The sequence below is a fragment of the Asanoa iriomotensis genome (genome assembly GCF_016862515.1).
GTDB classification, from domain to species: Bacteria; Actinomycetota; Actinomycetes; order Mycobacteriales; family Micromonosporaceae; genus Asanoa; species Asanoa iriomotensis.
On sequence record NZ_BONC01000018.1, the window covers coordinates 40,323 to 66,067 of the forward strand.

21 protein-coding genes, 1 pseudogene and 1 riboswitch are annotated in these 25,745 nt (G+C 72.7%); of the genes and pseudogenes, 11 read left to right on the forward strand and 11 right to left on the reverse strand.

The genetic code is table 11. From position 1 onward, the window contains the following. Window positions 1–6 precede the first annotated feature (6 nt). From Air01nite_RS14935 to Air01nite_RS14950, 4 genes are all read right to left on the reverse strand, one after another. Entirely contained in the window at window positions 7–1,086 is a 1,080-nt protein-coding gene (locus Air01nite_RS14935) for a cellulose binding domain-containing protein (protein WP_203702874.1), read from the reverse strand. A 338-nt stretch (window positions 1,087–1,424) separates the two neighbouring features. Continuing rightward, window positions 1,425–2,714 (reverse strand): threonine synthase, encoded by a 1,290-nt coding sequence (gene thrC, locus Air01nite_RS14940; RefSeq protein ID WP_203702875.1) that lies wholly within the window; start codon window positions 2,712–2,714, stop codon window positions 1,425–1,427. A gap of 12 nt (window positions 2,715–2,726) precedes the next feature. Beyond that, window positions 2,727–2,862, reverse strand: a riboswitch (SAM riboswitch). 82 nt (window positions 2,863–2,944) lie between these two features. Next, on the reverse strand, window positions 2,945–3,808 hold the full coding sequence (locus Air01nite_RS14945; protein WP_203702876.1) for an ABC transporter permease: 864 nt from the start codon (window positions 3,806–3,808) through the stop codon (window positions 2,945–2,947). Continuing rightward, a complete protein-coding gene (locus tag Air01nite_RS14950; RefSeq protein ID WP_203702877.1) occupies window positions 3,808–6,597 on the reverse strand; it encodes an alpha/beta fold hydrolase in 2,790 nt (929 codons plus the stop codon). The genes Air01nite_RS14945 and Air01nite_RS14950 overlap by 1 nt, the downstream gene beginning before the upstream one ends. Window positions 6,598–6,898: 301 nt before the next feature. Between Air01nite_RS14950 and Air01nite_RS14955 the strand changes: the two genes are divergently transcribed. The 7 genes from Air01nite_RS14955 (at window position 6,899) to Air01nite_RS14990 (ending at window position 15,769) form a co-directional block, all read left to right on the forward strand. Beyond that, a complete protein-coding gene (locus Air01nite_RS14955) occupies window positions 6,899–8,101 on the forward strand; it encodes a hypothetical protein (RefSeq protein ID WP_203702878.1) in 1,203 nt (400 codons plus the stop codon). Then, window positions 8,088–11,105 carry a sensor histidine kinase gene (locus Air01nite_RS14960; protein WP_203702880.1) on the forward strand — a complete coding sequence of 1,006 codons (3,018 nt, stop codon included), beginning with the start codon at window positions 8,088–8,090 and terminating at the stop codon, window positions 11,103–11,105. The genes Air01nite_RS14955 and Air01nite_RS14960 overlap by 14 nt, the downstream gene beginning before the upstream one ends. Beyond that, window positions 11,102–11,578: a roadblock/LC7 domain-containing protein gene (locus Air01nite_RS14965; protein ID WP_203702882.1), complete on the forward strand. Its 477-nt coding sequence runs from the start codon at window positions 11,102–11,104 to the stop codon at window positions 11,576–11,578. Before Air01nite_RS14960 ends, Air01nite_RS14965 begins: the two co-directional genes overlap by 4 nt. Continuing rightward, entirely contained in the window at window positions 11,575–12,036 is a 462-nt protein-coding gene (locus Air01nite_RS14970) for a DUF742 domain-containing protein (protein ID WP_203702884.1), read from the forward strand. Before Air01nite_RS14965 ends, Air01nite_RS14970 begins: the two co-directional genes overlap by 4 nt. Window positions 12,037–12,157: 121 nt before the next feature. Further along, the gene (locus Air01nite_RS14975) at window positions 12,158–12,769 is read left to right on the forward strand and encodes a GTP-binding protein (RefSeq protein ID WP_203702980.1); all 612 of its coding nucleotides are present in this window, start codon (window positions 12,158–12,160) and stop codon (window positions 12,767–12,769) included. A 32-nt stretch (window positions 12,770–12,801) separates the two neighbouring features. Next, complete coding sequence (locus tag Air01nite_RS14980) at window positions 12,802–13,119, forward strand: hypothetical protein (protein ID WP_203702886.1); 318 nt, start codon at window positions 12,802–12,804, stop codon at window positions 13,117–13,119. Between the two features lie 10 nt (window positions 13,120–13,129). After that, window positions 13,130–15,769 (forward strand): AAA family ATPase, encoded by a 2,640-nt coding sequence (locus tag Air01nite_RS14990; RefSeq protein WP_239090721.1) that lies wholly within the window; start codon window positions 13,130–13,132, stop codon window positions 15,767–15,769. Here the strand turns inward: Air01nite_RS14990 and Air01nite_RS14995 are convergent. The 4 genes and pseudogenes from Air01nite_RS14995 to Air01nite_RS15010 all read right to left on the reverse strand — a co-directional run. Further along, window positions 15,766–16,002 (reverse strand): annotated as a pseudogene (locus tag Air01nite_RS14995) (DUF3263 domain-containing protein); the annotation flags it as partial. The gene Air01nite_RS14990 and the pseudogene Air01nite_RS14995 sit on opposite strands and share 4 nt — an antisense overlap. A 158-nt stretch (window positions 16,003–16,160) precedes the next feature. Then, window positions 16,161–17,177 carry an ABC transporter permease subunit gene (locus tag Air01nite_RS15000; RefSeq protein ID WP_203702890.1) on the reverse strand — a complete coding sequence of 339 codons (1,017 nt, stop codon included), beginning with the start codon at window positions 17,175–17,177 and terminating at the stop codon, window positions 16,161–16,163. Next, complete coding sequence (locus Air01nite_RS15005; RefSeq protein WP_203702893.1) at window positions 17,174–18,166, reverse strand: ABC transporter ATP-binding protein; 993 nt, start codon at window positions 18,164–18,166, stop codon at window positions 17,174–17,176. The genes Air01nite_RS15000 and Air01nite_RS15005 overlap by 4 nt, the downstream gene beginning before the upstream one ends. A 70-nt stretch (window positions 18,167–18,236) precedes the next feature. Then, entirely contained in the window at window positions 18,237–19,022 is a 786-nt protein-coding gene (locus tag Air01nite_RS15010; protein WP_203702895.1) for a DeoR/GlpR family DNA-binding transcription regulator, read from the reverse strand. Between the two features lie 190 nt (window positions 19,023–19,212). On the opposite strand from Air01nite_RS15010, the gene Air01nite_RS15015 reads away from it, so the two are divergent. The 4 genes from Air01nite_RS15015 (at window position 19,213) to Air01nite_RS15030 (ending at window position 22,388) form a co-directional block, all read left to right on the forward strand. After that, window positions 19,213–20,088, forward strand: a complete 876-nt coding sequence (locus Air01nite_RS15015; RefSeq protein WP_203702897.1) for an SIS domain-containing protein — start codon at window positions 19,213–19,215, stop codon at window positions 20,086–20,088. Beyond that, window positions 20,085–21,002, forward strand: coding sequence for an ROK family protein (locus Air01nite_RS15020; protein WP_203702899.1), 918 nt, complete (start codon window positions 20,085–20,087; stop codon window positions 21,000–21,002). The genes Air01nite_RS15015 and Air01nite_RS15020 overlap by 4 nt, the downstream gene beginning before the upstream one ends. Further along, entirely contained in the window at window positions 20,999–22,096 is a 1,098-nt protein-coding gene (gene nagA / locus Air01nite_RS15025) for an N-acetylglucosamine-6-phosphate deacetylase (protein ID WP_239090722.1), read from the forward strand. Before Air01nite_RS15020 ends, nagA begins: the two co-directional genes overlap by 4 nt. A 67-nt stretch (window positions 22,097–22,163) precedes the next feature. Beyond that, window positions 22,164–22,388, forward strand: a complete 225-nt coding sequence (locus Air01nite_RS15030; RefSeq protein WP_203702900.1) for a hypothetical protein — start codon at window positions 22,164–22,166, stop codon at window positions 22,386–22,388. Window positions 22,389–22,392: 4 nt separating this feature from the next. On the opposite strand, the gene Air01nite_RS15035 is transcribed toward Air01nite_RS15030, so the two are convergent. From Air01nite_RS15035 to Air01nite_RS15045, 3 genes are read right to left on the reverse strand one after another with little or no spacing between them, the layout of a single operon-like run. Next, window positions 22,393–23,646, reverse strand: a complete 1,254-nt coding sequence (locus Air01nite_RS15035) for an APC family permease (protein WP_275408202.1) — start codon at window positions 23,644–23,646, stop codon at window positions 22,393–22,395. Then, window positions 23,619–24,311, reverse strand: a complete 693-nt coding sequence (locus Air01nite_RS15040) for a phosphatase PAP2 family protein (RefSeq protein ID WP_203702901.1) — start codon at window positions 24,309–24,311, stop codon at window positions 23,619–23,621. Before Air01nite_RS15040 ends, Air01nite_RS15035 begins: the two co-directional genes overlap by 28 nt. A gap of 53 nt (window positions 24,312–24,364) precedes the next feature. Then, on the reverse strand, window positions 24,365–25,717 hold the full coding sequence (locus tag Air01nite_RS15045) for a trypsin-like serine peptidase (protein ID WP_203702902.1): 1,353 nt from the start codon (window positions 25,715–25,717) through the stop codon (window positions 24,365–24,367). Window positions 25,718–25,745: the final 28 nt, after the last annotated feature.

A 25,745-nucleotide genomic window follows, 5' to 3' on the forward strand; every position in this document is an offset into this window, starting at 1 on the left:
AGCCAATTACGAGGCGGTGCAGGTCAGGACGGTCGGCGCCGGGTTGGCGCCGGTCCAGCTGGCCAGGAACCCGAACGTGGTGCTCGTACCCGGTGCGAGCGATCCGTTCCACGCGACGTTGCGCGCGGTGACCGCGGACCCGGACTGGGTCGTGGCCGCGTTCCAGGACTGGGTGATCTGCTGCCCGGCGAAGGTCCACCGCGCGGTCCACCCCGACATGGCCGAGGACCCGGCGTTGCGCACGGAAACCTCACCCTGGAACCCGCCCGTCCACTGCCCCACGACCCGATAGCTCGCCACGCAACCGCCACCACCGGCCGGCGGCGAAGCAGTAGGCGAACCAGTAGGAGACGCGGTAGGAGACGGGGTAGGCAAACCACCGGACAACACAGAGGCCAACGCCGGATACCACCGATCCGACATCTTCTGGTCCCCGGACGCATTGGGATGAACCCCGTCGTAGGTGTCCGAAGCGGTGCTGAACCCAGACCACTGGTCCACGACCACAATCGGGCTGGCAGCCGTCGTCTTGCCCGCGGCCCACCCGCCGATCGCGTCGTTGAGCGCGACGACCCGCGCTCCACACTCGCCGCAACTGCTCGGCGCCATCGGGATGATCTTCGCGACCAGCACCCGCATGGCCGGGTTGCTGGCCCGCATCTGGTCGACCAGTTTGCTGTACGCCGCCAGGATCGTCGCCGGTGGCACGTTGCTCCACACGTCGTTGGTGCCGAAGTGCATGAGCACCACGTCGGGGCGGGTCGCGGCCAGCCACCCCGGCAGTTGGTTCTGGTTGGCGACGTTGGTGACCAGGTAGCCGCCGTGCCCTTCGTTGTCACCGTCGTACGGCTGCCCACACCCCTGCGGGCCGAGCGTGCCGACGAAGTCGACATTGGTGTAGCCGGTGCTCTGGAGCCTGTTCCAGAGCACCGATCGCCAGCAGCCGGGCGACCCCGTGATCGAGTCGCCGAGCGGCATGACGCGCACGGGTGCGAGGGCCGACGAGCGGGCGGGCGCCGCGACCACGACGCCGAGGAGAAGGGCGGCAGCAGCGGCCAGCGCGCCCAGGAAGAGCTTGCGATGCATGGTTGACTCCCGTCACGGTGAAGGACTTACGTGACGGCCCAAGCTCCCAAGAGATTCAAGCACGTAACTGCGCACAAGCGAAGGCCCCGTCCACCGGACGGGGCCTTCGACTGACGTTTGGTCGGAAGGGCGGTCGCACAACGCCTCCGGCGCTGGGTCGCTAGAACTTCAAAAGTCTACGGCGGCTCGCCCTCCCGCACGGAGCATCCTGCGGCGTACCCATCATGGTCGTCAAGTCCCCGTGGCCATGTTTTCTCGACGGACGGCAAAATCACCACTACGGGGCGCACATGTTGCATCACCCGAACGTATGAGTCCATCCTGGATAACGGCCTTCTTCAGCCCAGCAAACCGGCTTCCCGAGCTGCCCGAAGCGATGGCTTCACGCGGTGCGTCGGCCCGACCTGCTCCGCCACCGCATCGATGGTCTTGAGCCCCTCGCCGGTGTTGAACACGACCGTCTCGAGCGACGGGTCGAGCCGCCCCGAGGCGACCAGCTTCCGCAGCACGGCGGTGGTCACGCCGCCGGCGGTCTCCGCGAACACCCCGGTGGTGCGGGCGAGCAACTGGATCGCCGCCCGGATCTCGTCGTCGTCGGCATAGTCCATCCAGCCACCGGTGCGGCGGACCGCCTCCAGCGCGTAAAGGCCGGCCGCCGGGTCACCGATGTTGAGCGACTTCGCGATGCCCGTCGGTCGCACGGGGACGATCTCGTCGGTGCCCTTGTGCAGGGCGGTCGCGATCGGGTTGCAGCCCGCCGACTGTGCGCCGAACACCCGCCAGCCGCCGGCCGGCGCGTCCACCAGGCCGATCTCCACGAGCTCGCTGAACGCCTTGTCAATCTTGGTGAGCAGCTCGCCGCTGGCCATCGGGATGACCACCTGCGCCGGGATCCGCCAGCCGAGCTGCTCGGCGACCTCGTAACCGAGCGTCTTGGAACCCTCGGCGTAGAACGGCCGCACGTTGACGTTGACGAACGCGGTGTCCTCGAACTCGTCGGTCTCGACCAGCTCGCTGCAGAGCCGGTTGACGTCGTCGTAGGAACCCTCGATGGCGACCAGGTCACCGCCGTACACCGCGGTCGTGATGACCTTGCCCTGCTCGAGGTCGCCGGGGATGAAGACGATCGACGGCGTGCCGGCCCGGGCGGCGTGGGCGGCCACGGAGTTGGCCAGGTTGCCGGTCGACGCGCAGGCGAACCGGGTGAACCCGAGCCCGCGGGCGGCGGTCAGCGCGACCGAGACCACGCGGTCCTTGAACGAGTGCGTCGGGTTGGCGCTGTCGTCCTTGACCCACAGCGGCGCCGTGATGCCGAGCTCGGCAGCCAGCGCGGAAGCGGAGACCAGCGGCGTCAGGCCGGGGTCGAGGGTGACCCGGCTGGCCGGGTCCTGCCCGACGGGCAGCAGCGGCGCGTAGCGCCAGATGTTCTGGGGGCCGGCGACGATCTGGGCGCGGGTCACCCGGGCCAGTGCGGCCGGGTCGTAGGCGACCTCCAGCGGGCCGAAACACTGGTAGCAGGCGTGCTGCGCGGCGAGCGGGTATTCGGCGCCGCAGCCGCGACAGACGAGGGCGCGCGCGGGCGAGTCGGCGACCGGAGAGCTGGCGGTTTCGTCGATGATCGACGTCATGAGGCTGAGGTCCTCTCATCTTCCCCGCGCCGCACCTTGCGACGGGGACGGAATTGGCACCTGCGCGCCGCGCGACTCTGCGATGAGTCACCGGTGGTGGTTGCCGGGGCGTCGTCGGGCCGTATCCCTCAGCCCCTCTGGATGAGGTATGCAGTTGTGCCTTCAAGAGTAAGGCCTCCACCGGGGTGGAGGCCTGTCCCTTCCCAACGTGTGAACCAGGCCTCAGGCGCTCAACTGGTCACGTCCTTGCGGGTGAACCGCCAGAAGGCCAGCGACCAGAACAAGGTCGCGTAGACCACCGCCGATATCGCGCCCTTCACGATGTCGTCGTACTGGGCCGGCGTGGACAGCAGGCCGAGCCACGCCGTGCTGTAGTGGGTCGGCAGCAGGTTGCGCACGGCGCCCAGCGCGGTGATCTGGTCGAGGATGCTCGACAGGATCCACAGCAGCACCGCGCCGCCGACCGCGCCCAGCGGGGCGTCCGTCGACACCGACAGCAGGAACGCCAGCCCGGCGACGACGAGCAGCACGACCGCCAGGTAGCCGAGGATGCCGAGCAGCCGCACCAGACCCGGGCCGGGTGCGATCTCGTTGGCGACCGTGCTGCGCAGCGGCTCCCAGCCGTACCTGGCCGTGCCGACGGCCAGCGCGGTGCCGGCCAGCGTCAACAGCGCCAGCCCGGAGTAGCCGAGCGCGACGATCAGCTTCACCGCCACCAGCCGGGCCCGCGGCACCGGCACGGCGAGCAGGTAGCGCAGGCTGCCCCACTGTGCCTCGCTGGCCACCGTGTCGCCGCAGAACAGCGCCACCGCCACGACCAGCAGGAACGTCGCCGAGACGTACAGGCAGAACAGCGTGAAGTTGAGCCCGCCCGACGTGGCCATGTCGATCAGGCTGCCGAACTCGCCGCCGCCGTTGTCGTCGCCGCCGTTGTCGAACTGGAAGGCGACCAAGATGATCAACGGCAGCAGGAACATCAGACCAAGGGCCCATCGGGTACGCGCACGCGACCACTGCCGCCGCCACTCGGCCCGGATCGGGAGGGTGCGGGCGGCTCGATAGTTCGCAGCCGCTCCGGCCCGCAAGTCGGTCATCAGCGGTCTCCGCTTCCACTAGAGCTCTCCCCCACCAGGGCGAGAAACGCGTCCTCCAGGCGGCGTCGCGGCACCACCCGCTCCACCCCGATGCCGGCCCGCACCAGCTCGGCCACCACCTCGCTGCGCGCGGTGCCGTTGGTGTCGACGACCAACTGCCGCGGGTCGCCGTCCACGGCCACCGACCGGACGCCGGCGAGCCGGCCGAGCACACCGGCCGCCGCACCCGCGTCCGAGACCTCGATCTGCACGCTCGGCGACTCGCCGACGATCTCGTCGACCGGGCCGGACGCGACGATCCCGCCCTTGTTGACCACCACGACGTGGGTGCAGGTCTGCTCCACCTCCGCCAGCAGGTGGCTGGAGACCAGCACCGCCCGGCCGTCGGTGGCGTAGCGCCTGAGCACGCGACGCATCTCGGCGATCTGCGGCGGGTCGAGCCCGTCGGTCGGCTCGTCGAGCACCAGCAGCTCCGGCAACCCGAGCATGGCCTGGGCGATGGCCAGCCGCTGCCGCATGCCGTGGCTGTAGGTCTTGACCCGGCGGTGCACGGACTCACCGAGGCCGGCGATCTCGAGCGCCCGCTCCATCTGGGCGTCCTCCTCCGGCCGGCCGGTGGCCGCCCAGTAGGCCCGCAGGTTGGCCAGGCCGCTCAGGTGCGGCAGGAAGCCCGGGCCCTCGACCAGCGCGCCGATCCGCGACAGCACCGGCGAGCCGGGCACCAGCGGGTGCCCGAAGACGTGCACCTGTCCCGCGGTCGGCTTGGTCATCCCCATCAGCACCCGCAGCGTGGTCGTCTTGCCCGCGCCGTTGGGCCCGAGCAGTCCGACCACCTGGCCGCGGCGCACCTCGAAGTCGACGCGATCGACCGCCACGAAGTCCCCGTACACCTTGCGCAGCCCGTCGACCCGCAGCGGCAGGTCGGCGTACTCCGGATGCACCGAGGTGTCGTGCCGCCCGCGCCGGCGGCGCACCACCAGGACGACCACCACGAGCCCGACCGCGATCGCGACCAGCAGGCCGACGAGCACGTACCGCCAGATCACCTGCGGACTGGCGATCGGCTCGCCGGGCACGGTCGGCAGCGTCACCGCGGTGGCGTCGTCGGGCACCGCCACCGTGTAGACGGCCGGCTGGGCCGGGGTCGCGAACGCCTGGTCCGAGGTGGCGACGGCGATCCGCAGCGTGTGGCCGGCCTCGACCCGGTGGACGATCGCCGGCAGCGTCACCGACACGGGCTGGGCCGCGCTGATCTCGGCCGGCAGCCCGGTCAGCCGGACCGGCGCGACCAGCCCGCTGGACAGCGTCGCCACCCCGGCGGGGTCGACGTCGTAGAGCTTGACGAACAGCACGGCTTCCCCGGTCGGCGACGCGGCCCGGATCCGCACGGTGGGCGCGCCGACGATGTCGAGGGGCCGGTCGAGCGGCGTGGACGTGAACCGGGCGTGCTGCCCCGGCAGGTCGGTGACCACGCCGTTGACGAACGAGGAGAGCCCGCCGCCGGCGCCCGGCAGCGACGAGATCGCCGCCGGGTTGCCCGCCGGCGGGTTGGCGACCGTCTGCGCCGGCCCCGTGACGGTCACGGTCGAGGTCTGCGTGCCACCCAGCCCCGGGTACGCCGGGTCCGAGTAGCCGCTGGTGACCACGCCCCGGTCGAGTGCGTTGAAGCCGGTGATCCGCGACCAGGTGAAGCTGTCGGCCGGGGCGGGGCCGGTGCCCTTGACGTAGTGGTCGAGCCACTGTGCCATCAGGAACTTGATCCGGTCGCGGTCGGACTGCGGCCCATCGCCGCCGTCGTGCCCGCCGGTGAACCAGGCGACCCGCACCGGGGTGCCGGTGGCGGCGATGCCGCGAGCGTTGGCGTCCGCCTCGGAGAGCGGGAAGAGCGTGTCGGCGGTGCCCTGCACGAGCAGGGTGGGCGCCTTGATCCGGTCGAGCACCGTGGCCGGGCTGGACCGCCGCAGCAGGTCGACGGCGGCCTGGTCGGCCCGGCCGGTGGTGGCGATCCGCTGGTACGCGGCACAGACGTCGGCCGCGAACCGCCCGCACGCCGGGTCGGCGCCGACGAGCGCGCCGAGGTCGGGTGCGCCACCACCCGCGACGGCGTCGCCCAGCGCGCCGAGGCCGGCACCCGCGCCGTTGCCGAAGAACAGGCCGGCCCAGGTCTTCTTGAAGACGCCGTCGACCGCACCCTGGCCGGTCGACTCGGGCAGGAACGCGCCGGCCAGGTCGTTCCAGGTGGCCATCGGCACCGCCGCGTCGATGCGCTGGTCCTGCCCGGCGAGCATGAGCGCCAGCCCGCCGCCGTAGGAGCTGCCGACGACGCCGACCCGTGGGTCGCCCGGGGCGTCGGTGCGGATCTCGGGCCGGGCGGCCAGCCAGTCGACCAGGCGCTGCGCGTCGCGTACCTCGTAGTCCGGGTTGTCGAGGTGGATCTGCCCGCCGCTGCGGCCGAAGCCGCGCGCGGTCCAGGTCAACACGGCATAGCCGATGCCGGCCAGTTCCTCGGCATCGCTGTAGGTGCTCTCCTTGGTGCCGCCGAAGCCGTGCGCGAGCAGCACCGCCGGAACCTTGTCGGTGGCCGAAGCGCCGTCGGGCAGGAACAGCCGGGTGTCCAGCTCGACCGACTCGTCGCCACCGGGTCCGGAGCGGACGGCGATCCGCGCGTCCTGCGTGCGGTAACCGGGGTCGTCCGGCCAGACCGCCCAGGTCAGAGCTCCGGCGAGGACGAGCAGGACGGCGCCCCCGGCGAGCAGCCGGCGACGCGTGCGGGACAACGGTGGCGACATGCGCCAAAGGTACGGGCCCGTTGCTGAATATTTTCTGAGTCTTAAGAGCGGCCGTCACGTGCTTATCCCGCGAAATCCGACGAATCACGCCGAGCGGGCAATGAACCGATAGCAAGTTACTGACCGTGACGATTCCTCTCTTGATCCATCACGCAGGGCCATAGAAACCGACGGATGAAGGAGAAATGGCTGTTCGGTTTGGCCCGGCCTGGGTGCCCCTCCACTAGTTTCACCGTCCGGTGGACGGGACGGCCGGGGCGTGTTTTTCAACCCGTGCCACCACTTCGTGGAGGGGTTGCCGATGACACGTTCCGCACCGCGTTCCCGTGCCCGCTCGGGAGCGCAGTCCGCGCTGCTGTCCATCCTGGTCGTCGCGCTGCTGGTGCCCGTCGGCGCGCTGTTCGCACAGACCTGGCGCGCGGAGGGCGACCGGGCCGACGCGACCCAGCGCGAGCTCGACGGCGTGGCCTACCTGCGCACCCTCCAGCAGGTCGCGTTCGCCGTCGCCGACGCACAGTCGGCGGCCGTGGCCGGCCAGCCGGCGCGGCGTGACGCGCTCGCCGTCGCGGTGCAGCAGGCGGACGCCACCGACGCGCGGCTCGGCGCCACCCTGCGCACGACGGAACGCTGGACCGGCATCCGCAGCCGCCTGGAGACGCTGCGCAGCGCGCCCACCGGCGACAACCCCCTGGAGACGCTCGCGGATTACCGCGAGGTCGGCGACCTGGTGCTCGCCCTCTACGCCAAGGTCCGCGACGAGTCCGGCCTCGTGCACGACCCCGACGGCGACGCCTTCCACCTGCAGAACAGCGCCGCCGGCGAACTGCCGGTCGCGGTCATCTCGGCCGGCCGGCTCGCCGACGTGGCGCTGCTCGCCGCGGCCGCCAGCGCGCCGGCCACCCCCGGCCGGCCCAAGCTGCAGCTGACACCGGACCAACAGACCCAGCTTCTTTCGCAACTGGTCGCCGAACGGGTCACGCTGGTCGACGCGTCGACCCGGCTGATCGACGACCTGCGCTCCGCCGTGGACAGCACCGAGAGCCGCACCCTGGGCAGCAACCTGCTCAGCCGGCTCGACCGCTATCAGCGCACCGCCGACATCATCGCCGTCGGGTTCGCACAGCCCCGCACGTCGTCGAGCAGCGGTGACCCGTCGATGATCACGGTCCTGCGCGGCCAGCTCCAGGCCGCGGCCGGCGAGCTGTCCAGCACGATCTTCAACGAGGTCGAACGGCTGCTCAACACCCGCGCCGACGCCATCGACCGCGAGCGCATGCTGGCCGGCGGCGCGGTGCTACTCGCCGTGCTGCTGGCGATCGGCTTCTTCCTCGCCCTGTTCCTCGGCGGGCGGCCGCGGGCCGCGCGGCCGACCGGGCCGTTCCCGGAGCGCGACCCCGCCACGCCGCCGCCGGACGACGCGACGGCCTGGCCGACGGTCACGCCGATCGCGAGCGCGCCGCAGGACAACCAGTCACAGTGGGAGCGGTCCGGTGCTGCTCGGTAGGTTACGGATCCGCGGAAAGCTCGCGCTGCTGCTGATCGCGCCCCTGCTGGGGATCGTCGCGCTGGCAGTGCCGGTGGTCGGCGACCGGGTCAGCATCGCCGAGCAGGCCGACGAGACGGCCCGCACGGTCGACATCGCCGGCCAGGTCGGCTCGCTCGTGCAGAACCTCCAGCAGGAGCGGATGCTCTCGATCGGCTTCCACTACCGGGTCGTCGAGCGCAGCCGGCTGCTGCTGCAGAGCGCACAGGTCACCGACGACATCGCCGACCTGCGCGCGACCCCGGACCTGCCGCACGACCTGCGGGTGGCGCTCGACGCGCTGCCGGCGCTGGCGACCGTGCGCGCCGCGGTGCTCACCGGCGAGGCCCGGCCCGACGTCGTGATGGCGACGTTCGGCGGCGAGGTCACCCGCCTGATCAACGCACTGCAGCTGCGCAACAAGGCCGACACCACCACACCCGCCGGCCGGCAGATCATGGCGCTCGACTCGGTGCTCCGCTCCGACGAGGGGATCAGCCTCGTCGCCACCCAGATCGTGCTGCTCGCCGCGCTGGGCGAGAACGCGCCGCCCAACATGTCCACGTCGACGATGGCGATCCTGCTGCAGGACGTCGAGCGGTTCCGCGCATACGCGACACCTGAGCAGAACGGCGTGTACGACCTCGTGCAGCAGGGCGTCGACGCGCGCAGCACCAGCGGCAACTTCCTCGGCCGGTTCGCCGAGGACCCGCTGGCGGCGCTCAAGGGCATCAAGCTGGCGGAGCTGTTCCCGATCGCCGAGTCGCTGATGACGCTCGGCCGGTTCGTCGAGAAACGGATCATCGCCGACGTCAAGGTGGAGGTCGCCGAACGGCAGGGGCGGGCCCTGACCGAGGCGTACGGCGTCGCCCTGGCCTGCGTACTCCTGCTGCTCTGTGTCGTGCTGTTGAGCATCGCGGTGGCCCGCGCGGTGGCCCGCCCGCTGACCCGGCTGACCGAGTCGGCCGACGGCGTCGCCCGGGTCGCCGAGGCCGAGCTGACCAAGGTGGCCGACGGCGAGGTGGACCCGTCGGTGCCGGTCCGGCTGGAAGCCGTCGACGTGCGCGCCCGCGACGAGGTCGGCGACCTCGCGCGCGCGTTCGAGCGCGTCCAGGCGACCGCCGCCCGGCTGGTCGAACGCCAGGTCGCCGGCCGCCGCAACGTCGCGCAGATGTTCGGCCACGTCGGCCGCCGCACGCAGAACCTGGTCGGCCGGCAGCTCGCGCTGATCGACCGGCTGGAACGGCAGGAGACCGACCCGGGCCGGTTGCAGCACCTCTACCGGCTCGACCACATCTCCAGCCGGCTGCGGCGCAGCGCCAGCAGCCTCGTGGTGCTCTCGGGCTCGGCCGGCGCCGACAGCCACGTCGCGCCGCTGCCGCTCACCGACGTCATCCGGCTCGCACTCGGTGAGATCGAGGACTACCTGCGGGTCGACATCAAGGTGCCGACCGAGGTCAGCATCGCGCCGTCGATGATCGGCGACCTGGTGCTGGTGCTCGCGGAACTGATGGAGAACGCGACGACGTTCTCGCCCCCGCACACCCGGGTCACGGTCACTGGCGTGGTCAGCGACCCCGGCATCCGGCTGCTCGTGGTCGACCACGGCCTGGGCATGTCGGCCGAGCGGATGGCCGAGGAAAATGCCCGGCTGGCCCGGCGCGAACGGCTCGACCTGGTGCCGACCGAGGTGCTCGGGCTCTTCGTGGTCGGCCGGCTCGCCCGCCGCCACGGCATGCGGGTCACGCTGACGACGACGCCCGGCGGCGGCGTCACCGCCGAGGTCGAGGTCAACGAGCGCGACCTGGTCACCGAGGGCGAGGCGCCGCCGGTCGCGGCGGTGGCCCGGGCCCGGGTGACCAGCCCGGCGGAGCTCGCGGAGCGGCCGATCTCCCCGCCGGTGATCGGCGGAGACGGTTCCGCCGCACCGGTCTACGACCCGTTCCGGCCCGACCGCCGCACCGGCGTCGGGCACGGTGGATCATCCGCGGCACCGGCCGCCGGGCCGGCACCTGCGCCGGCCGGTGCCGCGGATCCCCCGGCCGCGGAGGCGGCAGCCGACGCGACGCCGCCGGCGAACGCCGCACCCGAGTGGCCGATCCGCCAGCGGGTGCCGGGCCGCACCGACGAGCCCACGCCCAGCCCGGCCAAGGCGACCGAGGAGGGCGACGGCGAGTCGGCGGCCGGCCGCCGGCCCGCGCGCCGACAGGGCCCGCCGAACGGCAACGTCCCGGGCTTCGACGAGGCCGCGCTCAGCCGGGCCAGCCGGATGCTCGCCAACGGGCAGCCGTGGAACGCCTTCGTGCCGCAGCCGCGCACCGCGGGCGAGGCCGAGCCGCCCGCACCGCCGGCCAACCAGCGCCCGACCTGGCCCGCTGCCGCGTCGCCGGCAGCCGCGTCGCCCGCCCCCGCAGCGCCCGTGCCTCCCGCGTCGGTCATACCGGTCAAGCCCGCCCGGCCCGGCAAGCCGGCGCAGGCCAAGGCGAAACCGGAGCTGTCCGACGAGGAGACGCAGGCCGTCCTGCGCCGCCGGGTGCCCGGCGCCAAACTGCCGACCGACGACCCCGAGCCGACGCCGACCTCCGGGCCGCCGTCACCGGCCGACCCGGCCGCCGCCCGCGCGCTGGTCGAGGAGTTCGAGGCCGGCGTGCGCTACGCCGAGCGGCAGGTGCGGGGCGGCTCCATCCCCGGCGCCCAGCCGCTGAACGTGAACGGCTCCGCCAACGGATCCACGGTCGCCGCCGCGGCCGCGGTTCCCCCGGCGACCAACCGCAAGCCCGCGGCGGCCCAACCCGGCCAACCGCTGCGCCGGCGCCAACCGGGCGCCACCCTCGACGACCCGGCGGTCGACACCGAGCGCCGGACGTCGGACCAACCACCGGACCCGGACGCCGCACGTGACCTGGTCCAACAGTTCGAATCCGGTGTGGCGCGCGCGATGCGCCAGATCAGCGCCGGCCTTGGCGACGAAGAGGGAACCCGATGACGAGCCCGTACATCCACGAAAGCATCGAGCGGCCGGATGCGGACGTGTCCCACGGCCAGCTCAGCCAGGAGGCGCAGACCTTCAACTGGCTGCTCGACTCGTTCACCTCGGGCACCGCGGGTGTCCTGGAAGCCATCGCCGTGTCCAGCGACGGGCTGCTCATGGCGATGTCGGCGATCAAGGACCGGGCCAACGCCGAGCGGCTGGCCGCGATCGTCTCCGGCATGACGAGCCTGGCCGGCGGCGCCGCCAACTGGTACACGCTGGGCGGTCTCAACCGCGTGATCGTCGACATGGCCGACGGCTACCTGCTGATCACCGCGATCAGCAGCGGCTCGGTGCTCGGCGTGATCGCCGACCGGTCGGCCAACCTGGGCACACTCGCGTACGAGATGACGTTGTTCGCGAGCCGCGCCGGCGGCGCGCTGACACCCCGCCTGATCGCCGAGCTGAAGAACTCCGTGCAGTCATGACGGCGCCGCAGGACCCCGAGCCGGGTACGGGCGTACGCCCGTACCTGCGGGCGGGGTTGCCCGGCGGAGACGCCGGCCCGGCACCACCCGACGACGCGGTCCCGCCCGCGGGAGACGTGTCGGCCGCGCTGCGCCCGTTCGTGCTGACCTCCGGCCGCACGGTCGGCGTCGACCCGGCGATCGGGATGGAGACGCAGGTGACCGTCCACGAGGGACCGCCGCGCACCCACCTGCCGAGCAGCGCCCGCGAGCTGCGGGCGATCGTGGCGCTCTGCATCGCGCCGATGTCGGTGGCCGAGATCTCGGCCAAGCTGCGCATGCACCTCGGGGTGACCCGGGTGCTGGTCGGAGACCTGCGGGCGACCGGCCACCTCGATGTACACACGTTGGATGTCGCTGACCCTCGCGACCCGGAGACGATTCGGCGGGTGATCCGTGGACTACGTGCGATCTCCTGAGTTGCCGCTGACCACGGACCGCCCGCCGGTCGGTGGCCACGAGCCGGAGCCCGGCGGGCGCCATCGGGAGCAACACTCCGCCTACGCGCCCAACGTGGGCTGGCACCACATCGGCCCGACGGTGCCGGCCGTCGACGCGCGCGTGGTCGGCCCGCCGGTGAAGCGCCGCCGCGCACCCATTCCCGTCAAGATCGTCATTGCCGGCGGCTTCGGCGTCGGCAAGACCACCACGGTCGGCGCGATCTCCGAGATCGCCCCGCTGACCACCGAGGCGGAGATGACCACCGCCTCGATCGGCGTCGACGACCTGCACCCCGACTCGACCAAGACCACCACCACGGTGGCGATGGACTTCGGTTGCGTCACCATCGACGGCAGTCTCAAGCTCTATCTGTTCGGTACGCCCGGCCAGTCCCGCTTCGGTTTCATGTGGGACGACCTGACCCGTGGTGCACTCGGCGCGCTGGTAGTGGTTGACAGCGCTCGATTGGACGAGTGTCATTTCGCCATCGACTACTTCGAACGGGCGGATCTGCCGTTCGTGGTGGCGGTGAACGCGTTCGACGGGCAGCTCACCCACGACCTCAACGCCGTGCGGTGGGCACTGGCGGTCGGCGACCACGTGCCGGTGGTGCGGTTCGACGCGCGGCAACGCCTGTCGGTCCGCGACGCCCTGCTCGTGCTCCTCGACCGGGCGTTGGATCGGGCCCTGCGCGAACGCGGAGGCATGTAGGGAGGGCTTGACGGGGACGGAGGCGGGTCCGGATGAGAGACGCGTTCGGGGATGCGCTCGACCGCATGGCACGGCGCGAGGAACTGGAACGGCTGCGGGCCGAGGCGGCGGCCAACAAGCGCACCTCCGTGGCGGCTGAGGTGGCCGAGGCGGTGCGCCGGGTCGTCGAGCGCCATCCGGACACCATGGTGACGATCTCCGTCGAGTCGGCCGGCGACAGCACGGGGTTCACGGTCGGCTGGGTCAACGACGCGGTCGCGATCTCCCCCGGCCCGGTCAAGGACGCCGCGACCAAGCTGGCCGACCTGATCCGCCGCGACCATACGCTGCTCGGCCCGGATCCGGATTAGTGTCGGCGGGGTGGCCGATCGTGACCTTGTACTGACCGTGAGCCTGCGGCCGGCGGCGCTCGACGCCCGGCGCGGCATCGTCCGGCTCCACCCCGAGGTGCTCAGCGCGCTCGGCCTGCGCCCCGGCGACCCGGTGCGGCTGACCGGGCGGCGCACCACGGCCGGGATCGTGGCGCCGGGCGAGCCCTCCGACGGGCGCGGCCTGCTGCACGCGGACGACCTCATGCTGGGCAATCTCGGCCTGCGTGACGGTGCTCAGGTGACCATCTCGCCCACCCCGGTGGTGGCGGCGCGGCGGGCGACCCTGCGCGGCGCGGCCCAGGTCGTGGCGGTGGTGTCGCCCGAGATGCTGCGGCTCGCGCTGCTGGGCAAGGTCATCTCGGCGGGCGACGACGTGTCGCTGCTGCCACAGGACGTGGTGCCGGACGAGGCCGCGCGGTCGCTGGTAGCGGCGGCGCGGCAGAGCCTGGCCAACCGGGTCGGTTACGCCTGGACCAGCACGTTGCTGAGCGTCGTGGACGTGACGCCGGGTGATGCCGCGCTGGTCACGATGGACACGGTGGTCGGCTGGGAGAACGGACAAATCACCCAAGCCTCGGGTGTACGCACGACAGGTGGCCCCACCGCGGCCGGGCCTGGTGGGCCGGGTTGGGGTGGTGGGACGGGCTCCGGCTGGGGGATCGGCGGCGCTGGCTTCCCGGGCGGCGGCGCGAGCGGATTCGGCGACGCGGGACCTGGCGGCGCAGGCGCAGGCGGCTCCGGCGGGCAGGGCGGCGCCGGCGGGCGCGGTGGCACGGGTGCAGGCGGCTCCGGCGGGCACGGCGGCGCGGCTGCAGGCGGCGCGGGTGGGCGCGGCGGCGCAGGCGCAGGCGCAGGCTCGGGCGGACACGGCGGCGCGGGCGCAGGCGGCGTCGGCAGTCGCGGCGCCGGTGCAGGCGGTCCCGGTGGATCCGGCGCTGCGGGCGCGGGCGGTGACGCCTCCGGTGCTGGCGACGGCCCGGGCGGCGCGGGTTCGGCCGGGTCCGACTCGAGCGTCATCGACGGCGAGGTCGTCGAGGGCACGGTGGTCGACGAGGCCGTCGACCCGAACGCGCCCAACGTCGACGACCTCCCCGGCCTGCGCAGCCAGGCACACCAGCTCACCGAACTGCTCGACCTCGGCTTCCACCACCGCGACGTGCTCAGCCGACTTGCCACGTCGGTCTCGCTCGGCGTGCTGGTCACCGGCCCGGCCGGGTCCGGCAAGTCCGACCTCGTGCGGGCCGTGGCGGCCGCGGTCGGCGCCCGCCTGCTGACCGTCTGGGCGCCGGAGATCGCGGCGCTCACCAACGACGCGGCCGCGGCCCGGCTGCGGGCGGTGGCCGCCGAGCGCAGCGTCGCGCCGCCGACGGTCGTCCTGATCACCGACGTCGACGCGCTCGCGCCGCGCGAGAACCCCGGACCGTTGGCCACCGTGTTCCGGCAGCTGCTCGGCGAGCTCGTCGCGGGCGGGTCGGCCGTGGTCTGCACGAGCAGCCGGCCGGAGGAGATCGACCCCGCGCTGCGCGCGCCGGACCTGCTCTCGCTCGAGATCGCGGTGCCGCTGCCCGACCAGGCGATGCGCCGCGAGCAGCTCGCGGTGTTCACCCGGGCCACCCCGCTGGCCGAGGACGTGCAGCTCGACGACGTGGCCGCGCGTACACCCGGGTTCGTCGCCGCCGACCTCGCCGCACTGGTCCGCGAGGCCGGCGTGCGCGCGGCGTTGCGGCAACGCGAAGCGGAGGCGCCGGTGGTCGCGGCCGCCGACTTCGCCGCCGCGCTGGAAGTGGTCCGGCCGACCTCGATGGCGTCGTCCACACTGGAGCTCTCCGGGCTCACCCTCGACGACGTCGGCGACCTCGTGGCGGTCAAGGAGGTGCTGACCGAGTCGGTGCTGTGGCCGCTGACGTACCCGGACACGTTCGCGAGGCTCGGCGTGCGCCCGCCGCGCGGCGTGCTGCTCTACGGCCCGCCCGGTTGCGGCAAGACCTACCTCGTCACGGCGCTGGCCGGCAGCGGCAAGGCCAACGTGCTGTCGGTGAAGGGCGCCGAGCTGCTGAGCAAGTGGGTCGGCGAGAGCGAGCGCGCGGTCCGCGAGCTGTTCCGCCGGGCCCGCGAGGCGGCGCCGACGCTGATCTTCCTGGACGAGGTCGACGCGCTCGCACCGCTGCGCGGGCAGTCCACCGACGGCGGCACCACGGATCGCGTGGTCGCGGCGCTGCTCACCGAGCTCGACGGCATCGAGACCCTGCGGGACGTGGTGGTGATCGGCGCGACCAACCGGCCGGACCTGGTCGACCCTGCGCTGCTGCGACCGGGCCGGCTGGAGCGCCTCGTCTTCGTGCCGCCACCGGACGCCGCCGCCCGCACGGAGATCCTCAAGGCGGCGTCCCGCGGCGTACCCCTGGATCCCGAGGTGGACCTGACCGTCCTGGGCCGTGAGCTGGACCGCTTCTCCGCCGCCGACTGCGCCGCACTGATCCGCGAAGCGGCCCTGGCCGCGATGCGCGAGTCGCTGGAGGCCACCTCGGTCACCGCGAAACACGTCACCGCGGCCCGCCAGCGCGTCCGCCCGTCCCTCGACCCGATGCAGGTCGCCCGCCTCGAGGCGTACGCGCAGAGTCGCGGCTAACGACGGCGGGAGCGCGCCCTCGTCGACCGGAGGCGGCGCAGGCGGCCGACCACGACCGGGTCGGCGGCCAGCGCGGCCGGGTTGTCGAGCAAGCCGTTGAGCAGCTGGTAGTAGCGCGTCGCGGACAGGTCGAACGCGTCGCGGATCGCCTGCTCCTTGGCGCCGGCATGCTTCCACCACTTGCGCTCGAACGCCAGGATCTCCAGCTCGCGCTCGCTCAGCGTGGGCGTGGAGTCCACAACGGACTCCAGCGCCTCGTCGTCGTTGGTGTCGGCCTGGTCAGCGGCGGGCATCATGGCACTCCTCGACACACGCGTCGACGTGGGGATGCACCCAGACTAACCGCGCGGCAACCCCCGTGCACCGCTCATCGAGTGTGATCAAGACGTCCCTACGTCACGTCCCGTCGACGCATCGACCACACCGCGCCGAACACGCCGAGCACCAGGACCGCGCCGAGCAGCACGGAAGACTGCTGCCAGGTGACGACGTACTCGGGCGGCGTGCACGGACCGTTGACGAAGTTGCAGGCTCGGTAGTCGATGATCGTCATGCTCTTCTCGAACCAGGCCACCAGGTACGTGGACAGGATGTACCGGTCGCCGAACTGCACCCGGAGCAGCTCGAACACGATCCGCAGCCCGATCTCGCTGACCACGATCGCGCCGATGCCGACGCCGAGCGCCATCGCGGTGTGGCGGCCGATCGAGGCCAGGCAGAAGCCGATGGTGGCGGCGAGCAGCACCAGCGTCACGCCACGCAGACCGGTGAGCCCGATCGACTGCCAGACGCCGGGGGTGAGCACGCCGAGCTGGCCGTCGAAGCGCCCGATCGCCCAGAACGCGACCGTCCACAGTGCCCCGAGCACGGCCGTCACGCCGAGCATCGAGCCGACGAGCACGCCGAGCTTCGTGAGCAGCACCGGGACCCGGCGGGGGCGCCAGAGCAGCAGGTTCATCATGCCGCCGGTGTGCCACTCGGCACCGACGAAGGACGCACCCACGACGAACGCGACCATCGCGAGGATGCCGGCCAGCACCGCGAGGGACGGCTGGAACTCGTCGCGGAAGTTGAACTCGTAGTCCATGTACTGCTGCGCGGAGAACCACTCCTGTTGCGGGCCGTACCCGGCACCGCAGTCAGGGCCGTAACGGTCGTCGAGACCGGTCTCACCGCGCGCCTTGGCGGCCTCGCACTCCGTGCGCATCTGCTCGAACTGGGCAGTGGCCAGCTCGAACTCCCGCTGCGCCTGGGCTTCCGCCGCGGCACGCCGTTCCGCGGTCGCCGGCTTGCTGTTGATCGTGAAGGCCAGCGGGAAGAGGGCCAGGCCGATCACGGTGATCGCCAGGAAGATGCGGGTGACGCGGCGCTTGAACAGCCGGCGCACCTCGGCCTTGGGCAGGCTCACACGCCCCACCCGCCCTGGCTCGACGCGACCACGGCGGAGTCGTCGACCTGGCGGGCCTGCCCGGCGACCGGAGCGGTCTGGGTCAGCTCCAGGAAGACGCTCTCGAGGTCGACCTTCACCGGCGCCAGCTCGCTGACGTAGTAGCCACGTTCGGCCAGCGTGCGGGTCACCCAGGCCGGCTTCTCCACGTTGGTCACCACCAGTCGGTCGTCGTCGGGTGTGACGCGCGCGCCGGCCGCGATCAGGATCTCGGCCGCGACCGACAGGTCGTCGGCGGACTCCAGCCGGACCGTCACGCCGCCGCCCGCGTGCTGCGCGAGCACGTCGGCGACCGGACCGTAGGCGACCCGGCGGCCGCGCGAGATGATCGTGACCGAGTCGCAGATGAGCTGCACCTCGGCGAGGATGTGGCTGGACAGCACGACGGTCATCCCAGACTCGGCCAGCCCGCGCATCAGCGAGCGCATCTCCCGGATGCCGCCGGGGTCGAGGCCGTTCGCCGGCTCGTCGAGTATCAGCAGGTCGGGCTTCTTGAGCAGGGCCGACGCGACGGCCAGGCGCTGCTTCATGCCCAGCGAGTAGGTGCGGACCCGGTCCTTGGCCCGGTCGCGCAGGCCGACCAGCTCCAGCACCTCGACCACCCGCTGCTTGGTCACCCCGCCGGCGTCGGCGAGCAGCGACAGCGTGTCGTGGGCGGAGAAGTTCGGGAAGAACTGCGGGCTCTCGACGATCGCGCCGACCCGGCCGGCGACCCGCGGCAGGGCGGCCGGGACCGGCTGGCCGAGCAGCGTCATGCGGCCGCCGTTGGGTGTGATCAGGCCGAGCAGCGTGCGCAGCGTGGTGGTCTTTCCGGAGCCGTTGGGCCCGAGGAAGCCGTGCACCTGGCCCGACTCGACGACCATGTCGAAACCGTCGAGCGCCTTGCGCGCCCCGCGGCGTCTGCTGCGGTAGGTCTTCTCCAGACCCGATATCTCCAGTACGGCCGGCACGTGCGCTCCCCGTTCGTCGCAGCTGAGATCGCGCACACAGTACTGGGTATGCAGGTATTCGGATAGACCGCTATGCGGTGATGACGCGTACCCCCGCGACGCGGAACGGCGCGATCGATTCCGCCGTCGCGCCCGAGTCCGTGACCAGCGTCTCGACCCGGTCGATCGGGCAGATCCGGGCGAACGCGTGACCGCCCAGCTTGGACGAGTCCGCGATGATCACCACCCGGCGGGCGCGGGCGACCATCAGCGCGTTCATCGCCGCCTCACCCTCGTGGTGCGCGGCGGCGCCGAGGGTCGCGTCGATCGCGTTGACGCCGAGCAGTGCCACGTCGAGCGTGACCTCGCGGAGCAGCGCGCCGCCTAGCGGACCGACCAGCTCGAACGACTGCGGCCGGACCACACCGCCGGCCACCACGATCTTCATCCGCGACCGGACGAGCAGCTCGTTGGCGATGTTGAGGGCGTTGGTGACGATCGTGAGCTGCGCGCCGTCGGCGCTGGAGTTGAGGTCCGGGCGCACCGCCAGGGCGCGGGCGACCTCGGTGGTCGTGGTGCCGCCGTTGAGCCCGACCACCATGCCCGGCTCCACCAGGGCGGCGGCGGCCGCGCCGATGCGCTGCTTCTCGGCGGAGTGCTTGGCGGTCTTGTAGCGCAGGGGCAGGTCGTAGGAGACGCCGTTGGCGACCGCGCCGCCCCGCGTCCGGGTGATCATCTGCTGCTGGCCGAGCTGGTCGAAGTCGCGCCGGATGGTCGCCTGCGAGACGTTGAGCCGCTGCGCCGCGTCTTCGACGCTCACCCGGCCGCTGTCGGTGAGCAGCTCGAGCAGCGCGTTCCAACGCGCGTACCGGTCCACATCGACCCCCTGGCACGGTCCCTGTAATTGCGTGCACACTAGTGCGCGAAACGACCGGCAAGCAACGCTTTGCCTGCGCACTCGCGCGCGATCCGCGCACGCTTGCCGCACGGTAGCTTCTCCTGCACAATAACGCGCGGAAACAGCGATTATCGAGCTGATTCGCGCAGGCTTCCCTGGGGGTGGATCGGTGACGCACGTCGAGACTGAGATTGCCACCCAGCCGGCGAGCTGGGAGCGCGCCGGCGCTCTCGACCTTTCCCAACTGCCGCGCCGCGGTCAGCGCGTGGCCGTCGTCGGTTGCGGCACGAGCTGGTTCATGGCGATGGCGTACGCCGCCCGGCGCGAGAGCCTCGGGCACGGCGAGACCGATGCGTTCCAGGCGTCGGAGTTCCCGCGCGGCCGCGCGTACGACCTGGTCGTGGCGATCACCCGGTCCGGCACCACCACCGAGGTCGTCGACCTGCTCGGTGAGCTGTCCGGCCCGTCGCTGGCCATCGTCGGCGACCCGGACTCCCCGGCCGTCTCGGTTGCCCGGTCGGCGATCGCGATGCCGTTCGCCGACGAGCGGTCGGTCGTGCAGACCCGCTTCGCGACCAGCGCTCTGGCCCTGCTCCGGGCCGGGTTGGGCGAGGACGTGGCCGCGCTGGCCGGCGACGCGCGGCGCGCGCTCGAAGCGCCGCTGCCACTCGACCCGGCCGCGACCGAACAGGTCACCTTCGTCGGGCAGGGCTGGACCGTGGGGCTGGCGCACGAGGCGGCCCTGAAATGCCGTGAGGCGGCGACGTACTGGGCCGAGGCGCACCAGGCGATGGACTACCGGCACGGGCCGATCGCGATCGCCGCGCCCGGCCGGGCGGTCTGGTCCCTCGGCGCACCGCCGCCCGGTTTGGCCGGCGAGGTCACCGCGACCGGCGCGCGATTCGTCGGCGCCGGTGACAGGCTTGACCCGATGGCCGAGCTGATCCTGGCGCAGCGGTTCGCGGTCGCCCTGGCGGTGCACCGCGGGCTCGATCCGGACGCGCCGCGCAACCTGACCCGCTCCGTCGTGCTGGACCCGCGATGAGCGAGGTGGTCGTCGCCCTCGACGTGGGCGGCACGGGGATGAAGTGCGGCCTGGTCTCGGCGGCCGGGGAGTTGCTGCACGCGGAGCGACACCCGACCAACGCGGCGGCCGGCGGCGAGGCGGTGGTCGAGACCATCCTCGAGGTGGCGACCGCCCTGGCCGGCAAGGCGCGCGCCGACGGGCACACCCCGGTGGCGGCGGGCATCGCGGTGCCGGGCGTGGTCGACGAGGAGCGCGGCATCGCGGTCTGGGCGGCCAACGTGGACTTCCGCGACGTACCCCTGCGTGACCTGGTGTCCGATCGCCTCGGCCTGCCGGCGGCGCTCGGCCACGACGTGCGGGCCGGCGGTGTCGCCGAGGCCCGGATCGGTGCCGGCGCCGGCCACCGACACGTGCTGTTCGTCGCGATCGGCACCGGCATCGCGGCCGCGCACGTGGTCGACGGGCGGGCGTTCGCCGGAGCGCACGGCGCGGCCGGAGAGCTCGGGCACATCGTGGTCCGCCCCGGCGGCCCGGTGTGCGGCTGCGGCGCACACGGCTGTCTGGAAGCCGTGGGCTCGGCGTCCGCGCTGGCCCGCCGCTATTCGGCACTGGCCGGCTCGCCCCGCTCCGCGGCGGAGGCGGCGGCCGCGGCGGCGTCGGGAGACCCGGTCGCCCTCCGCGCCTGGGACGAGGTCGTCGACGCGCTCGCCGACGGCCTGGCCATCGCGCAGTCGCTGTTCGACCCGGCGGTGGTCGTGGTCGGCGGCGGCCTGGCCGAGGCGGGCGAGCAGCTGCTGGCGCCGCTCGCGGCGGGCTTGCGGGCACGGTTGACCTTCCAGCGCGAACCGGCGCTGGTCCGGGCGGCACTCGGCGACGCGGCGGGCTGCCTCGGCGCCGGCCTGCTCGGCAGGGACGCGGTGGAGGCGGCGTGAGGATCGACGGTCGTGTGGTGACGCCGACGGGCGTGGTGACGGGTTCGGTCGAGGTGACCGGCACCCAGATCGGCGCGATCACGCCACGGGACGTCGCCGATCCACAGTGGATCCTGCCGGGCTTCGTCGACATCCACGACCACGGTGGTGGCGGCGACACGTTCACCACGGGCGACCCGGACGCGGCGCTGCGCGCGGCCGCGTTCCACCTGCGGCACGGCACGACGACGCTGTTCGCGAGCCTGGTCAGCTCGCCGTTCGCACTGATGCGCGCGGCGACGGCGGCCTTCACGCCACTGGTCGACGCGGGCGTGCTGGCCGGCATCCACTTCGAGGGCCCTTATCTCTCGGCGGTCCGCTGCGGAGCGCAGAACCCGGAGTTCCTGCGGGACCCGTCGACGTCGGAGCTGTCGGCCCTCATCGAGCTGGGCGGCGGCGCGGTGCGCATGGTCACGCTGGCGCCCGAGCGCCCGGGCGCGCTCGACGCGATCGAGCTGCTGGTGTCGCACGGCGTGATCGCCGCGATCGGCCACACGGACGCGTCTTATGCGGAAACCCAGGCCGCGATCGCGGCGGGCGCGAGCGTCGGCACCCACGTGTTCAACGGCATGCGCCCACCGCACCACCGCGAACCGGGCCCGGTCTTCGCGCTGCTCGGCGCGCCGAGCGTGGTCTGCGAGCTGGTCGCCGACGGTGTCCACCTGCACGACGGCACGCTGTCGTTCGCGGCCGGCGTCACGGGCCCGGACCGGGCGGCGCTGGTCACCGACGCGATGGCGGCGGCGGGCATGCCGGACGGCGCGTACGAGTTGGGTGGTCAGGAGGTCGAGGTCCGCGACCGGGTGGCCCGCCTGACTCGCGACGGCGCGATCGCGGGCAGCACGCTGACGATGGACGCCGCCCTGCGCCAGGCGGTCGGCGCTGGCATCCCGATCGTCGACGCCTGCCGGATGGCCGCGACGACCCCCGCCCGCGCGATCGGCCTGGGCGAGACGGTGGGCGCGCTGCAGCCGGGCTGGCGTGCGGACCTGGCGATCCTGGACAGCGACCTACGCGTGGTCCGGGTGATGCGCGCGGGTTCCTGGGTGAGCTGACCGAAACTCCCGCACACGGGTTGCGCGGTTCCGGGATGATGCCCATGTGACCGCAAGGCGGCGTTTGGTGACCTTCATGGTCAGCAGCGGGCTGGCCGGCGCGCTGCTGGTGACGGCCGCCGTCCTGGGCCTGGGCCACCACCCGGCCGCCGGCTGGCTCACCGGCGCGGCCAGCCTCCTCATCTGGTCCATCGGCCTGCTCATCGTCTGGCCGGTCCTCCGCGCGATCCGCGCAGGCTCAGACCCGACCGGCCCCGACCTCGAAGGCCCCAACCGCCCCGGTAGCACCTAGACCCTCAGCTGCGGTGGGTGAGGAGGTGGCGCGTCGCGTACCAGAGGGTGCCGGCCACCAGGATCGCGGCGCCGGCGAGGAGGCCTCGGGTCGGGACCGTGGCGGCCAGCAGTAGGCAACCCACCAGGCCCAGGGCCGCGACCACGCGGACCGGGACATAGCGGCCGGGCTCTCGCGGCAGGGTGAGCGCTGACGCGTTGGCGACCGCGTAATAGACCAGGACCAGGCAGCTCGAGGCCGCGATCGCCGTTGTCAGGCCGCCGAGCAGGACCAGGACGATGACCGCTGCCGCTACCACCAACTCGGCCACGTGGGGCACCTGGGTCTTCGGGTGCACCGATGCCAGCGGCGACGGCAGGTCGCGGCGGCGGCCCATGGCCAGGGTCGTGCGGCCCACGCCGGCCAGCAGGGCGACCAGCACGCCCAGGACCGCTACCACCGCGCCCGCGCGGACCGCGGTGGCCAAGCCCGGCGAACCCGCGACCGAGGCCACCGACGCCAGCGGCGCCGTCGACGCCGCCAGGCCCGCCGGGCCCAGGACCGCCAGGGCGATCACGGCCAGCACCGCATAGATAGCCAGCACGATGCCCAGCGCCAGTGGGATCGCGCGCGGGATCGTGCGGGCCGGGTCGCGGACCTCCTCGCCCAGCGTCGCGATGCGGGCGTAACCCGCGAAGGCGAAGAACAACAGGCTTGCGGCGGTCAGCACGCCGCGGGCCGACGGCGCCGCGCCCAGCGACAGCGTCGGCGTGCTCACCACCCCGGCCACCGCGACCGCCGCCAGCACGAGCAGGGTCACCGTGACCAGGACGAGGGTGACCCGGGCGGTCTTGGCGATGCCGCGCAGGTTCACGGCGGTCACCGCGACCACCGCCAGCACCGCGACCACCCGCGGGTGCGACGGCCACGCGTACGCGCCGATCGCCAAGGCCATCGCCGCGCAGCTCGCCGTCTTGCCGCAGACGAACGCCCAGCCGGCGACAAAGCCGGGAAAGGCGCCCAGGCGTTCCCGGCCGTAGACATAGGCCCCGCCGGACTCCGGATAGCGGGCCGCCAGCCGGGCCGAGCTGGTCGCGTTGCAGAACGCCACGAAGCCGGCCACGCCCAGGGCCACCAGCAGGCCGACGCCGCCGGCCGCGGCGGCGGCCGGTGCGAAGACCACGAAGACGCCGGCGCCCAGCATCGAGCCGAGGCCGACGACGATCGCGTCGCGCAGGCCGAGGCGGCGGGCTAGGACTGGCGCGTCGGGAGTTGCCACGGCACACGGTCTATCAGCCGGCCGATGAACACACCAAGCAGGAGGCCGGCTACAGAGTCGGTCAGCCAGTGGAAGTTCAGGTAAATCGTGGTCACGAAGACGATCGCCGGTGGGGCGATGCGCAGCCACAGCCGGGCCGTGCGGTTCAGCCAGGGTGCGAGCAGCAGCGCGATCACCCCGTACCAGACCACCGTGTTGACCAGGTGGCCCGACGGGTAGCCGGTGTCGTACGTACCCGGTGGCAACGCGCTGTTGAAGATGTCGACCGCGTTCGGCCCGGTGTATCCCGGTGCCGCCCGCTCGGTCCAGATCTTCAGCGGCATGATCACGATGCCGGTCAGGAAGAACGCGGCCACGACCGGCAGGATCGCCCACAGGTTGCGCCGGCGGACCGACAGGAACACGGCGATGACCAGGCTGATCAGGGTCAGCGGGCCGCCGTTGCCGAGGTAGTTGAAGACCCGGGCCAGCCAATAAGTCGCCTGCGTCGTGTGGCTCACGCACCAGTCGCGCACCGCGGTGTCGAGGCCGAGCAGGCCGCCGGCCGCCAGCACGCCGGTGATGAGCGCGAACAGCCCGATCAGGAGGCCGTCGAACCACCAGCCGGCGGGCCGCACCGGCCGCAGCCGGAACCTGGTCGCCCGGTCGGTGATCGCGTTGTGCACGTGAACACGGTATCCGCGCGGCGCATCACCGGTCCGGCCCGCCTACCGGACCTTCACAGAAGCTTCTTGATCCGGTTGTAAATCAGGTCGATCCGGACACCGCTGTTCGGGCACCCGCCGAAGTGGTGCAGGGCGATGACCCGGTCGGTGGCGCGGGAGATCACCGGCGAACCCGACGAACCGCCCGCGGTGTCGCAGTAGTACGAGACGTCGGTGTCCTCGCCGTACCCGTCGTAGGCCGGGTCGTCGACCGCGCAGATGCCCTTGCCGTCCCGGTCGCTGGCCATGGCGATCTGGCCCGGGTCGCCACCGGGGTGCTGCGGGATGTAGACCTCGCTGCCGCTCCTGGGGCGGGAGGTCTCGATGGTCAGGTAGCCGTACTTCTGCACCTGCGCGAAGTTCTCCACCGTGAACAGCGTGTAGTCGAGGTCCCCGTTGGTGCTCAGCACCTTGTCACCCCACACCTTGGTGGGCTTGAACACGGAGTGCCCGCCGCACTTCGCGCACTGGTAGTCGAACCACACCTCGGTGTCGTATGCGTCACTCGACGTCACCATGCAGTGATTGTTGGTGAGCATCCGGTTGGTCGAGCCGATCCGCCAACCGGTGCACAGCTCGGTGCCGTTGATCAGCAGCCGGGCGACCGCCTTCGACTTCTTGTAGGCGGCCGGGTCGGCCGACTTGTAGCAGACCGCGTCCCGGGCCTCGTTGCTGCCGCAGACGCTCTCCTCGCGCCCGCTGCGGCTCAGCGTCCGCTCGCGCGCGTTCTCGGCGTCCTGCTCGGTGTCGCTGAACCCCCGCGCGACCTTGTCGACCCGCACACCGAGGCCGGCCGCCTCCTGCACGCCCAGCGGGTCCGGGATCGCCCGGTGCAGCGTGACGACCGCGGTGTCGCCGGTCACCGACATCGCCCACCGGCCGTCGCCGGACTCCGCGGGCCGGCTGCCGAGCAGCCCGTCGACCACCTCGAGCGGGTCGCCGTCGATCCGGTGCACCTCGGTGCCGGCCGGGTCGGAGACGGTGACGTAGTCGCCCGGCAGCATCGACAGCTTGTCGAAGTGGACCTTCACGTATTCGGCGCCCGGGTAGCTGAACGTCTGCGCGTCGCTCTCCGCGTGGTAGCCCACCATCCGGTCGACCGACTCCAGCGCCCCGCCCTGCTGGCGGCCCACGGCGTCGATGATGGCGCCGACGCTCTTCGGAAGCGGCGCGACCGGCTGCGCGGCCTCGGCACCGCGCCGAGCCTCCGGGGCGGCGTCGGCCCGCGCGGGCGCCGCCGCCCGGCCGAGCTGCGCGGTGCCCGCCGGCTCCGGCGTCGTCCGGTCGCCGGTCATCGCGTACGCCGTCGCGCCGGCCAGAACCACTGCCGTGCACGCACCGGCGACCAGCGCCAGAGTCCGCCGCATACCTGATCTCCCTCGGCTCCTACGTGGA